This window comes from Sphingomonas sinipercae (assembly GCF_011302055.1).
GTDB lineage: Bacteria > Pseudomonadota > Alphaproteobacteria > Sphingomonadales > Sphingomonadaceae > Sphingomicrobium > Sphingomicrobium sinipercae.
Window position 1 is genome coordinate 1735645 of sequence record NZ_CP049871.1, and the last position, 12114, is coordinate 1747758.

At 63.2% G+C, this 12114-nt stretch carries 10 protein-coding genes; 4 read left to right on the plus strand and 6 right to left on the minus strand.

Features of this window, described 5'->3' with window-relative positions:
• Nucleotides 1-14: 14 nt before the first annotated feature.
• Both G7078_RS09050 and G7078_RS09055 read left to right on the plus strand, forming a co-directional pair.
• The gene (locus G7078_RS09050) at nt 15-662 is read left to right on the plus strand and encodes a glutathione S-transferase family protein (RefSeq protein WP_166095256.1); all 648 of its coding nucleotides are present in this window, start codon (nt 15-17) and stop codon (nt 660-662) included.
• Entirely contained in the window at nt 659-1519 is an 861-nt protein-coding gene (locus G7078_RS09055) for a dienelactone hydrolase family protein (RefSeq protein ID WP_166095258.1), read from the plus strand. The genes G7078_RS09050 and G7078_RS09055 overlap by 4 nt, the downstream gene beginning before the upstream one ends.
• Here the strand turns inward: G7078_RS09055 and G7078_RS09060 are convergent.
• The 5 genes from G7078_RS09060 to G7078_RS09080 all read right to left on the minus strand — a co-directional run bounded on the left by G7078_RS09060 (nt 1516) and on the right by G7078_RS09080 (nt 5245).
• Nucleotides 1516-2322 (minus strand): hypothetical protein, encoded by an 807-nt coding sequence (locus tag G7078_RS09060; protein WP_166095261.1) that lies wholly within the window; start codon nt 2320-2322, stop codon nt 1516-1518. The two genes, G7078_RS09055 and G7078_RS09060, sit on opposite strands and share 4 nt — an antisense overlap.
• Before the next feature lie 148 nt (nt 2323-2470).
• Nucleotides 2471-3199, minus strand: coding sequence for a Bax inhibitor-1/YccA family protein (locus G7078_RS09065; RefSeq protein ID WP_166095263.1), 729 nt, complete (start codon nt 3197-3199; stop codon nt 2471-2473).
• Nucleotides 3200-3354: 155 nt separating this feature from the next.
• Nucleotides 3355-4026 carry an SdpI family protein gene (locus tag G7078_RS09070; protein WP_166095266.1) on the minus strand — a complete coding sequence of 224 codons (672 nt, stop codon included), beginning with the start codon at nt 4024-4026 and terminating at the stop codon, nt 3355-3357.
• Nucleotides 4023-4304 (minus strand): autorepressor SdpR family transcription factor, encoded by a 282-nt coding sequence (locus tag G7078_RS09075; RefSeq protein ID WP_166095268.1) that lies wholly within the window; start codon nt 4302-4304, stop codon nt 4023-4025. Before G7078_RS09075 ends, G7078_RS09070 begins: the two co-directional genes overlap by 4 nt.
• Nucleotides 4301-5245, minus strand: coding sequence for an alpha/beta hydrolase (locus tag G7078_RS09080; RefSeq protein ID WP_206367443.1), 945 nt, complete (start codon nt 5243-5245; stop codon nt 4301-4303). The genes G7078_RS09075 and G7078_RS09080 overlap by 4 nt, the downstream gene beginning before the upstream one ends.
• Nucleotides 5246-5654: 409 nt before the next feature.
• On the opposite strand from G7078_RS09080, the gene uvrA reads away from it, so the two are divergent.
• On the plus strand, nt 5655-8636 hold the full coding sequence (uvrA, locus tag G7078_RS09085) for an excinuclease ABC subunit UvrA (protein ID WP_166095270.1): 2982 nt from the start codon (nt 5655-5657) through the stop codon (nt 8634-8636).
• A 109-nt stretch (nt 8637-8745) separates the two neighbouring features.
• The gene (locus G7078_RS09090; RefSeq protein WP_166095273.1) at nt 8746-11199 is read left to right on the plus strand and encodes a P-loop NTPase; all 2454 of its coding nucleotides are present in this window, start codon (nt 8746-8748) and stop codon (nt 11197-11199) included.
• Nucleotides 11200-11244: 45 nt separating this feature from the next.
• Here G7078_RS09090 and G7078_RS09095 read toward each other — a convergent pair whose 3' ends face one another.
• The gene (locus G7078_RS09095; RefSeq protein ID WP_166095276.1) at nt 11245-12084 is read right to left on the minus strand and encodes a hypothetical protein; all 840 of its coding nucleotides are present in this window, start codon (nt 12082-12084) and stop codon (nt 11245-11247) included.
• Nucleotides 12085-12114: the final 30 nt, after the last annotated feature.

Below are 12114 nucleotides of genomic sequence, written 5' to 3' on the forward strand. Positions count from 1 at the left end.
AGAGGAGAGAAAAGATGGCCAACCTCACCTTCTATACCAACCCGATGTCGCGCGGGCAGACGATCCGCTGGATGCTGGAGGAGGTCGGCGAGCCGTACGAGACGAAGCTGCTCGATTACGGGACGACGATGAAGGGTGAGGACTATCTCGCCATCAATCCGATGGGGAAGGTTCCGGCCATCGTCCACAACGGCAAGGCGGTGACCGAAGTGGCTGCCATCTGCTGCTATCTCGCCGACGCCTTCCCCAAGGCCGGGCTGGCGCCGGATCCGAAGGACCGGGCGGACTATTACCGTTGGATTTTCTTCACTTCTGGGCCGGTGGAGGCCGCATTCACCGCCAGGGCCATGAATTGGGAGGTGCCGGCGGATCGCCAGGCAATGGCCGGCTTCGGCAATTACGACCTGGCCATGGACACGCTTGAGCAAGCGGTCAGCGGCAAGCAATTCATCGCCGGCGACCGCTTCACCGCCGCCGACCTGTTCGTCGGGGCGATGATCAACTTCATGCTGACCTTCAAGCTACTCGACCCCCGGCCCGCGTTCACCGACTACGCCAGGCGGATGACCGACCGCGACGCCTACCGTCGCGCCAGTGAGATCGACGGCAAGCTGATTGCCGAAGCGCAAGCCAGGCAGCAGGCCGAGCAACCGGCGCAATGAGCCGGGACCTGCGCCAGCGCGCCATCGCGCTCTACGATCGCTTCACGCACGAAGGCATGGAGCGCCGCGAATTCATGGCGCGGATGATCGCGCTTGCCGGCAGCGCGGCCGCTGCGGAAGCGATGATCGGCGCCATCGCCGCTTCGCCGGCCGCAGCCGCCGTGGTCCCCGCCGACGACCGCCGATTGACCACCCGCACTATGGTGCTGGGCGGCGGGTACAGCGCCTACCTCGCCGAGCCGCGAACGCGCTCGCTGAAGCCGACAGTCATGTTGATCCACGAGAACCGCGGGCTGAACGACCACATCCGCGACGTCGCGCGGCGACTGGCGCTTGCCGGCTACCGCGCGGTCGCGCCCGATTTCCTGTCGCCGGTCGGCGGCACGCCCAGGGACGAGGACGCGGCACGCGATGCGATTGGCAGGCTCGATCTCGGCGCCGCCGTTGCTGCTGCGGTCAAGATGCTGGACGAACTGGCCGCGGGAAGTCGCGGCGGCAAGCTTGGCGCGGTCGGCTTTTGCTGGGGCGGCGCGTTCGTGAACCGCCTCGCGGTCGCTGCCGGCGACAAGCTCGATGCCGCGGTCGTCTATTACGGACCGGCGCCCGACCCGGCCGAGGCCGCCAGGGTGTCCGCCCCGCTGATGATCCACGTCCCCGCGCTTGACGACCGCGTCAGCGCCACCGCCTGGCCCTGGGTGGAGGCGCTGCGCAAGGCCGGCAAGACGGTCACCGCCTACAACTATCCCGGCGCGAACCACGCCTTTAACAACGACACTTCGGCCGAGCGTTACGATGCGAAAGCGGCCGAACTGGCGTGGAAACGCAGCTTGCGCTTCTTCGCCCGCTACCTCGGTTAGGCCGCCACCACGCCCGGCGGCAGCGCTCGGCGTCCAGCGTTCCAACCCGCATAGGCCACGCCGACGCCGGCGACCCCGGCGGCGAGCGCGAACGGCAGGGTCGGCAGCGCAGCAGCCTTGGCAAAGAGGTTCTGCCACGCCGCCATTCCGCCGATCACCTGGTACAGGATCGCGGCCAGCAAGGTCAGCACGCCTGCAAGCACGAACGGGCGGCCGTGCTGCCCACGCCGATAGGCGATGAAGAAGGCGAGCCCCGCGACCAGGAAATTGGCGAGCTGGAACCCGGTCCCGAGCTTGCCGAAGTCTTCCGGTCCGCGCACGCCCAGCGGGATCGCCATCAGCCGCCCGAAGATCGGCGGCAGCAGGAAGATGACCGTCGCCAGCATATAACCGGAATGCGGGTGCACCTTGCGCCGCTGGCGAAGCGCTTCGTAGTAGAAATAGGCAAAGCCGGCGACGCCGACGAAATCGAGCCAGGCGAGCCGTGGCGCGTACATCACGTGGAACGGCGACCCGGCGGCATAGCGGTCGGCCATGCCGAAGAAGATGCTTGCCCCGCCCGCCAGGAACAACGGGAACAGCACCAGGCTCGCGGTGCCCACGGTGCGATGAAGCTGGCGGGTGCCCTTCTGGATCGACCAGCTCTGGAACAGCAACAGGATGAGCCACGAACTGGCGGTCAGGCCGTGGGCGTGGAACTCTCCGGACGCCGTCGTGAATTGCGAAATGTAACTCTGCCAGAACGCCAGTCCGGCGAGCGGAAACAAAGCGAGCAGATACCAATGTGCATGACGGTAAGGCATCGCAGACCCCCTCTTTCGGCGACTCCAGTCACGAAGATTACGCAGATCGGGGCATAAAAAAAGGGCCGGCGTTGCCACCGGCCCTTCCAACCTGTTTGCGCGCCGCGACTAACGGCGGTCGCCCATGAGCTTCATGGGGAGCCGGATGCTACCGGCGGTCGCCCATAAAGCTGAGCAGGAACGTGAACATGTTGATGAAGTCGAGGTAGAGGTTCAGCGCCCCCATGATCACGACCTTGCCCATCATGTCCGTGCCCGCGACGTGGGCGTACATGCTCTTGATCTTCTGCGTGTCGTAAGCGGTCAGGCCAGCGAACAGCAGGACACCGATCGCGCTGATCGCCATCATCATCGCCGGCGATTGCAGGAACATGTTGATGACCATCGCCACCAGCAGGCCGATCACGCCCATGATCAGGAACGTACCGAACCCGCTCAGGTCGCGCTTGGTCGTGTAGCCGTAGAGGCTAAGACCGGCGAACCCGGCGGAAACCGCGAAGAAGGTCTGCGCGATCGACATCCCGGTGTAGACCAGGAAGATCGACGACAGCGACAGGCCCATGGTCACCGCAAATGCCCAGAACAAGGTCCGCAGCGTCCCGGTGGTCATGCGATTGAGGCCGAAGCTCATCGCCATCACGAAGCCAAGCGGCGCAAGCATGATCAGCCAGCGCAGCGGCGTGTTGAGTACTTGCTCCGCCAACCCGGACGAAGCGAACAGAAGCGCCACGAGGCCGGTCAGCAGCACGCCTGACGCCATGTAGTTGTAAACCGACAGCATGTAGGACCGAAGGCCCGCATCGCGGGCGGCGCGCGGGACCCCAACCGTCGCGGCTGGGCCTACGCCTGTCGTGCGCGGGTCGAACTGGTTCTGCATTTCTACTCCTCTTCCGGGGGGCCTCGACGACACACCCCGACCTCTCCCTATATCGGGGATGGCCAAGGGGCTTTCAAGAAAAACCGGACGCAAACTCCTGCCTCGTCGTAAGCCCGTTTCTTGAGACCATCCCGCCTCCGGATGACAAATCGAAGTTACCCTTCGTTCCGCCCTTCGACTTCGGCCCGCCAGACCCAGTAACTGTAAGCCACCGGAATGACCGCGACCACGGCAGTCACGGAGATGACGAGGGTGCCAACCAACGACGCAGGAACATCGGCCAAGGCGGCGATCAGCATGACGAGCCCGCCGGCGACGAACAGCTTTCCGCCAAGGCGATGGGTCTTGATCCACACCTCCTCGCTGGCCAGCGTCCACGGCGTCCTGATCCCGACCGTGTAGGTGCTTCGGGACTTCGACAATTGGTTGCCCAACAGCACGAACAGCGCCCCGACCCCGCCCAGGATCAAGGTTGCAGCCGACAGGTTCCAGCCCCGCGCCGCCGCAACGACCGCCAATTCGATGAGGGCGCTGATCAACAGCACTCCGGCCCAACCGGCAACGTAGAGCCCTTCGCTGCGCTCCAGCCCCTTCCGGCGCGGTTCGATTGCCGGCAGCAAGATGAAGAGCAGCGACACGCCCGCTGCGATCGCCGGCGGCGTGAGCAGCGCCGTCCATTTGCCCGAGAAGCTGTCGGGCTTTCCGTCCAGCCCCCAATGGGTGGGCAGTTGCATGTCGCCCGGCAGACCGGAACCGACGACGAATGCGACAAGCAGCAAGCCGCCGATGACGGCCAACGACGCCCAAATCATGATCTTCCTGCTCATGGTCCCACTTTCTCTTCGGGCGCGATCCCCATGCGCCCCATGAATGCCATCAACACTTCCTCGAGAAGCGACAGGTTCAGGCTGTAGACGATGCTCGTTCCCTGCTTGTCGGCGTGGATCAGGCCGGCGTCGCGAAGCTTGGCGAAATGCGCGGACATGGTCGGCTTGCTGACATCGAACCGGTCGGCGATTTGGCCCGCCGTCGCACTTCCCTTTTTCAACAGCTCGAGGATTTCGCGCCGGGTCGGGTGCGCCAGCGCTTCGAACAGCTGGTTCACCTGCCGCCCGGCAACACGAACGCAGCGACCGCATCGACGACGGCCGGGTCGATCGGCAGTGAGGAATCGCCATAGCTCGCCTGATTGGCGGCGCGGTCGTCGGGAACCGACTTCAGCACATGGTTGGCATTCGGCGCGATCGCCAGCGTGGCGTCCGGCCGCGCGGCCTTGAGCGCTTCGGCATCGGCGACGCTGACCTGCAGGTCGCGGCCGCCCTGGACGATCAGCAACCGGCCTTTCGCCGTCGCCGCGAGGCGGGCCGGGTCGTACGAAAACAGGTCGCGGAAATAAGGCTGGACCGCGGCGCTAAACAGCATTTGCAGCGGCCGCGGCTTTGCCGACACATCGACACTGCCCCCCTTCTCCAGCGCATCGATGGCTGCCAATGCGTCATCAAGCAGCGGTGCGTTGGCCGGGTTGGCCCGCAGCTGCGCGCGCATGATCGTGCCGATCGGCCGTCCGGCGCCGGCGATCGATACGACGCCGCAAAGCCCCGGCGTTTGGGCAGCGGCAAGCGCGACGAGCGCGCCTTCGCTGTGCCCGGCAAGCCATGCACATTTGGCGCCGGTAAGGCGCGTCGCTTCGGCGGCCCACTTGCGGGCGTCGGAAGCATATTCGGCGATGGTCACCTTGTTACCGTCGGGAACGGCCGCCTTGCTGCCGAACATGCCGCGCTTGTCGATGCGGATGCTGGCGACGCCTTTCGCCGCCAGGGCCTCAGCAAGCATCCTGTAGGAGCTTGCGGTGATCCCAAGCGGGTTGTTTCCGTCGCGGTCGGTCGGTCCGGAACCTGGAATGATGACGACGACCGGCGCGCCCTTGCCCGCCGCTTGGTAGACGCCGGCCAGCGCGCCTTGGGGGCCCGCAATTGTAATCTCGCGTCCTGGCGCAGCAGGCACCGCGACACTCAGGACTGCCGCCGCCAACATCGTCATAGCCATCTCACTCTCCTTTTATTAGTCTTTAGTCTAACGACTAATAAAAGGCAAGACACGATGCGCGAACTTTTCAGCGGATCGGAAAGGAAACGGGGAGCCACCTAAAGGGTAGGCGGCTCCCCTACACGGGAGAAACGGGGCTCCCGCTTTGCATTCCGCCCGAACGTGGGCAGATCATACAGCTACGACGGTGAAGCCGGAGCGCTTGCTGAAAGGGGGTCGTTAAATCCGCCCGGCCGCGCCAGCCTGGCTCGACAAACCGCCGGATGCATCGACGAACCTCTCCTCAACTGCGCCCAAGCACCGGCAAAGCATGGCAATTTCGGTTGCCAACACCCATCTGCGTTTCCGCGCGTTGACCGCCGCAGGGCAGCAGCGTAGCCTCAGAACATAAACGGAACGAAAAAGGCCGATGCTAACCCATATCTCTGTGCGCGGCGCGCGTGAGCACAATCTCAAAGGCGTGGATGTCGACATCCCGCGCGAAAGCCTGACCGTGATCACGGGCCTGTCCGGCTCGGGCAAGTCCAGCCTCGCGTTCGACACCATCTATGCCGAAGGCCAGCGCCGCTACGTCGAATCCTTGTCGGCCTATGCTCGTCAGTTCCTGGAGATGATGCAGAAACCGGACGTCGAGCATATCGACGGCCTCTCGCCGGCCATCTCGATCGAGCAGAAGACGACCTCGAAGAACCCGCGCTCGACGGTCGCCACCGTCACGGAAATATACGATTACATGCGCCTGTTGTGGGCGCGCGTCGGCGTTCCCTACTCCCCCGCCACCGGCCTTCCGATCGAAGCGCAGCAGGTCAGCCAGATGGTCGACCGCGTGATGGCGCTTCCCGAGGGCAGCCGCCATTACCTCCTCGCGCCCGTCGTGCGCGGCCGCAAGGGCGAGTATAAGAAGGAGCTGGCCGAGTGGCAGAAGGCCGGCTTTACCCGGGTCCGCATCGACGGCGAGTTCTATGCGATCGAGGACGCGCCGGCGCTCGACAAGAAGTACAAGCACGACATCGAGGTGGTGGTCGACCGCATCGCGGTGCGCGAAGGCATTGAGGCGCGCCTCGCCGACAGCTTCGAGACCGCGCTCAAGCTTGCCGACGGCCTTGCATTCCTCGACCCCGCCGATCCGCCCGCCGAGCCGGAGCAGCAGTCGGGCATGAAGCTCGATTATGGCGCGCCCGGCCGGATCGTCTTTTCCGAGAAGTTCGCCTGCCCCGTCAGCGGCTTCACCATTGCCGAGATCGAGCCGCGGCTGTTCTCGTTCAACGCGCCGCAGGGCGCCTGCCCCGCTTGCGATGGCCTGGGCGAGAAACTGGTGTTCGACGAGGACCTGGTCGTTCCCAACCACAACCTCAGCATCGCCAAGGGCGCGGTCGTGCCCTGGGCCAAGTCGCAGCCGCCCTCGCCTTACTACATGCAAGTGCTGAGCAGCCTTGCCCGCGCCTACGATTTCGACCTGGCAACGCCGTGGAAGGATTTGCCCGAGGAAGCGCAACAGGTCGTCCTCAACGGCACCGGCGGGCGGCCCGTCACGCTTCGCTTCGTCGACGGCCGCAAGTCGTACGAGGTCAAGAAGCCGTTCGAAGGCGTGCTCGGCAACCTCAACCGCCGCATGCAGTCGACCGAAAGCGCGTGGATGCGCGAGGAGCTGTCACGCTACCAGGGCAGCCGCCCGTGCGAAGTCTGCCACGGTGCCCGCCTCAAGCCCGAAGCGCTGTCAGTGAAGATCGCCGGCGAGCACATCAGCTCCGGCACCGCCCGCTCCGTCGCCGACGCGCACAAATGGTTCGGCTCGCTCGACGAGAAACTGACCCCGCAGCAAAGCGAGATCGCCCGCGCCATCCTCAAGGAAATCAACGAGCGGCTCGGCTTCCTCCACAATGTCGGGCTCGATTACCTGCACCTCGACCGCAAGTCGGGCACCCTGTCCGGCGGCGAGAGCCAGCGCATCCGCCTCGCCAGCCAGATCGGCTCCGGCCTGTCGGGCGTGCTCTACGTCCTCGACGAGCCCAGCATCGGCCTCCACCAGAAGGACAACGACCGCCTGCTCGAGACCCTGCAGCGCCTCAAGGGCCTCGGCAACACCGTGCTGGTGGTCGAGCATGACGAGGATGCGATCCGCAACGCCGACCACATCATCGACATGGGCCCCGGCGCCGGCGTTCGCGGCGGCACCGTCGTCTGCTCCGGCACGCTCGACGACATCCTCGGTTGCGAAGACAGCATCACCGCCGACTACCTCTCTGGCCGGCGCGAGATCCCGCTTGGCGCCAAGCGCCGGAGGGGCAACGGCAAGTTCGTCACCGTCCAGGGCGCCACCGCCAACAACCTGCAGAACGTTACCACCAAGATCCCGCTCGGCACCTTCACCTGCGTCACCGGCGTCTCCGGCTCCGGCAAGTCGTCGCTTACCATCGACACGCTCTACGCCGGCGCCGCCCGAGCGCTGAATGGCGCCCGCATCGTCTGCGGTCCGTGCCAGGGCATCAGGGGCTTAGAGCAGCTCGACAAGGTCATCGACATCGACCAGTCGCCGATCGGCCGCACCCCGCGCTCCAACCCGGCGACCTACACCGGCGCCTTCACCCAGATCCGCGACTGGTTCGCCGGCCTGCCCGAAAGCCAGGCGCGCGGCTACAAGCCCGGCCGCTTCAGCTTCAACGTCAAGGGCGGGCGGTGCGAGGCGTGCAAGGGCGACGGCCTCCTGAAGATCGAGATGCACTTCCTGCCCGACGTCTACGTCACCTGCGACGTCTGCCACGGCCAGCGTTACAACCGCGAAACGCTGGAGGTGAAGTTCAAGGGCAAGAGCATCGCCGACGTGCTCGACATGACGGTCGAGGACGCGGTCGAGTTCTTCAAGGCGGTCCCCGGCATTCGGGACAAGATGCGGATGCTTCAGGAAGTCGGCCTCGGCTACGTCAAGGTCGGGCAGCAGGCGACGACCCTGTCCGGCGGCGAGGCGCAGCGCGTGAAGCTCAGCAAGGAACTGTCCCGCCGCTCGACCGGCCAGACCCTCTATATCCTCGACGAGCCGACCACGGGCCTCCACTTCGAAGACGTCCGCAAGCTCCTCGAAGTCCTCCACCGCCTGGTCGAGCAGGGCAACACCGTGGTGGTGATCGAACACAATTTGGACGTCATCAAGACCGCCGACTGGGTGATCGACCTCGGGCCGGGCGGCGGCGTGAATGGCGGGCGGATCGTCGTCGAAGGCACGCCGGAGACTGTGGCGGCGAGCGAGGCCAGCTTCACGGGGCAGTATCTGAAGCCGCTGCTGGAGCGGGCCACCCGTGCTCCTGCGGAGGCAGGAGCCCAGTCACTTACGAAGCCGAAGCCGCGGAAGCGGAAGGTGGCAGCGGATCAGGCGGAGATGATTCCGGCAAAGTGAGGGTCGGAGCAATTCGGCGGCCGCTTTGAGCCGATCAGTTTCTCCCTAGACTAGACGCCACAAAGGCCTGATTGCATCATCTCAACTCGATAGATGAGGCGCAGAGGCAATGGCTTTCCTAACCGCTGAACAGCTTGACCGAGCGGCCATTAGTCTCCGCGCCGGCGACTACAATTTGTTACTCGGTGCTGCCGCAAGCCTCGGCTCTAAGAACGCTGGCAACGTCGACCTGCCGTTAGCCGATCCATTCCGCTTAGAGCTTTGTAAGCTCAAGTCAGCGAAGACGGGGCACTCATTACAAAGAATATACCAGACTTTGACCGCCGATGAGGTTGATCAACACGTCACGGCACGGTTTTCCGGGTCCGTGCCCGGCCCAGCACTGCGCGCGCTTCCCACGTTCATTTGGCGGCGAATCTTCACTCTAAACATCGATGACGCACTTGAGGCGGCTTATGCCACAGGCCAGCCGTACCAGCTTCCCGCCACTCGCAACTTTCGAGATGCTTACGAAGATGTCCGCGATCGCTCGCACGTCCCGATCATCCATCTACACGGCTTCGTGCAGAGGCCTGAGGATGGCTACATATTTTCTCGCGAAGCTTATCTGCAGATCATTAAGTCAGCCAATCCTTGGATGGTGGTCCTGTCCCAACTTCTCGCCAGCGAGCCGTTTTTTATCGTTGGATCATCCTTGGACGAGGTAGACCTCGACTTTTTCCTTTCTTTGCGGTCGCAGGCTACTACTCGAGGCGACAGAGGCCCCTCAATCTTAGTCGAGCCTTTTGGAGATGTAGTCACTGATGCAGAGTGCGAACGGCTCGGGTTGCTACGTTTCCCGGGCACATCGGAAGAGTTCATTGAATACATCGATAGCAATATCCGGACCCGTCCACGTCCTCACGAACTTGTGCCGGCGGATGATCGAGCCATATTCATCGAGGACATATCGACGCAAGACGTAAGTAGTTTCTATACGGACTTTGAGAAAGTTCCCGCAGCGGCTGTCCCTGACACGCATAACCCTCGCTTTTTCTTTGGTCACGCTCCCACTTGGAGTGACCTGGGCCAGCAGTACGACATCGCTCGACCAGTAAACACCAATGTCTTAAAGGCGGTGGAAAGTTGTTTTACCGGCGCAAGTAACAGGAGACTGGTGTTCCTTTCTGACCACGTCGGTATCGGAAAGACGACAACGTTGCGCCGAGTTGGCTATGATTTCGCTCGACAAGGTACTGTCGTGCTTGCTTGTTCTGCTGTGAGCCGGCTTGAGCCGAAGTTCACAGCTTCCATGCTGGATAGAATAGCTGGTCGCTGCCTAGTACTCGTTGATGACTTCGCTGATCAGGTTTACTCAATCGAAAGCGTGTTAAAACTTACAACGAAGAGTGATTTGGTCTTTTTGGCTGCAGAACGCTCATATCGGCATCGCTTCGTTAGTGAAGTGCTAGCGGGCACAAAGTTTGATACGGAGCGATCTCCTGCATTGGGTGAGCTTGAGGCCGAGCAATTGATTAACACTTATGTGGAGGCAGGTCTTGTTGGATCGGGTACTATCATCACCGACAAAAAAGGGTCGATCAGCTCTTTAAAAGGAGAACCGATCGCTGTCGCATGCTGCAGGATTCTCAATGATCTGCGACCCCTCGACCGCATCGTCGATTCGTTGATTGCAGAGGCAAATCGCATCGATCGTATGCGATACTTGACCGCGGCCCTTGCTCAATACTGCACGAAGAGTGGCATCAAGTTCGATTTGCTGATTGCTGCAAGTTCAGGCGCAGCAATCAGCGGTCAATTTAATGCGATGCATCCGCTGCCGTTGACCTACTCCGAAGAACCTACACGGAATTACGTAGTGCCTCTCAATGGCACGCTGGCAACTCGAATACTTGAGGTAACTGCTGAGCGTTATCCGGACGACCTCTTTGGAGTGTTTGTGGGACTAGGGAAGGCTATCGCGCCCCGAGTCAATCGGAAGACAATTGTGCAGAGAACCCCGGAGGCACGTCTGGCGGCCCGGCTGTTTGACTTAGATCAAGTGGTCGAGCGATTTCTCGGCGATCGCGCGGGCGAACTATACGAAGAAGTCGAGGATGAATGGCGCTGGAACTCAAGATACTGGGAGCAAGTTGCGCTTTTGTATCTTTACCGATCTCAAAACTCAGAAAATGGTAGCGAAGACTTCCGAGGCGCGCTGGACCTCGCCATAGGTCATGCAAGGCATGCCGTTTCAATCGAGCGGCATCCGCTAACACTCACTACGTTGGCGAAGATTTTGTTCAGTGAAGCGGCTGTAGCTGATAACGCTGACGCTCTGTTGACCGAGGCCATGGCTAGTGTGGGAGAAGCCATCAGCATAGAGAAGCGACGTAACCGTTCGAGTGTGCACCCATACATGGTGCTGTTTCAGGGCCTCAGAACGTTGCCCACGTCGTCTGCTCTCAGGGAAAGCGATTTGGCAGTCGTGCAAGCCCACGTGCGTGAGGCGATGCGTCGCTTTCCCCGCGACGCTGAGATGCAAGCGTTGGCGAATGAGGTGCAAGAACGACTGCATGGCTGAGCTTGTCTAAGCCGGCTTGCTAGGGCGCGGGGAAACGGGAGCCTCTCACAGCGGCAACTCGCTGGGCGTAATCGCACATCCAAAAAGCCGCCGCACCGCCGGCCCCTCCTCGCCCGTCTCCCGCGCCTCGTCGCACGCCGCCACATACTCCTGCCCGCGATCGCGTCCGCAGCCGACCATGTCCGGGATGCACCCGCCCTCGGCGGTCAGCAGCATGTCGGGCTCGACCATCCGCACCGGATAGGGCTCATTGTCCTGCGGCTTCATCTCCAGCGCCCTGGCCCAGTCGACCGGCCCGCACAGCGCCTCCCACGCCGCTTGCTTCGCCTCGTCGGCGCATAAGGTGAACAGGTAGAGCCGCCGCGCGCGTAGCAGGCGGTCGCGGATGCGCGCCCGCGCCGCTTCATAGTCCTCGCGCTCCCGCGCCAGGTCCGCCTCCTGGTCTTCCTTGCTGCGCCCGGATGGTCCAGCCGATCCATGACGCCCCGCCCGCGCCTCCAACCGCCCCTTCGTCCGCTCGCGCTCGGCCGCTTTTTCCTTCTCGGCAAAGATCGCCAGCGCCGCATCCCATGCCTTGCTGAAGCTCTCGCCGCCCTTGGCGGTGCGCAGCTTCATCGCCCCGCGGTCGTCGCGGCCGATGGCGATCCCCGCGCGCTTGGGGCTGCCGGTGATGGCCAGCGCGACGATGAACGCGCGCTGCTGATCGGGCGTCCAGTTGCCGACCTGCGGCCGCCGCGGCACCGGCGCGAAATGCAGGATGTCGCCGACCTCGGCGAACTGTCCCTCGCCCGCCGCCCCTTGCGCTCGGCAACTGTCGCAGATCACCGGCAATACCGGGGTCGGCAGGCTGGACGCCCGCCCGGAATCGTCTTCCGGAATCGTCATTCGACTCTCTCCTTTTTGAACGGCGCATCT

Bases quoted from the DNA above. Each gene is read 5' to 3' on its own strand.
- G7078_RS09050 (WP_166095256.1), top strand. From the start codon at position 15: ATGGCCAACCTCACCTTCTATACCAACCCGATGTCGCGCGGGCAGACG.
- G7078_RS09055 (WP_166095258.1), top strand. From the start codon at position 659: ATGAGCCGGGACCTGCGCCAGCGCGCCATCGCGCTCTACGATCGCTTC.
- G7078_RS09060 (WP_166095261.1), bottom strand. From the start codon at position 2,322: ATGCCTTACCGTCATGCACATTGGTATCTGCTCGCTTTGTTTCCGCTC.
- G7078_RS09065 (WP_166095263.1), bottom strand. From the start codon at position 3,199: ATGCAGAACCAGTTCGACCCGCGCACGACAGGCGTAGGCCCAGCCGCG.
- G7078_RS09070 (WP_166095266.1), bottom strand. From the start codon at position 4,026: ATGAGCAGGAAGATCATGATTTGGGCGTCGTTGGCCGTCATCGGCGGC.
- G7078_RS09080 (WP_206367443.1), bottom strand. From the start codon at position 5,245: ATGGCTATGACGATGTTGGCGGCGGCAGTCCTGAGTGTCGCGGTGCCT.
- uvrA (WP_166095270.1), top strand. From the start codon at position 5,655: ATGCTAACCCATATCTCTGTGCGCGGCGCGCGTGAGCACAATCTCAAA.
- G7078_RS09090 (WP_166095273.1), top strand. From the start codon at position 8,746: ATGGCTTTCCTAACCGCTGAACAGCTTGACCGAGCGGCCATTAGTCTC.
- G7078_RS09095 (WP_166095276.1), bottom strand. From the start codon at position 12,084: ATGACGATTCCGGAAGACGATTCCGGGCGGGCGTCCAGCCTGCCGACC.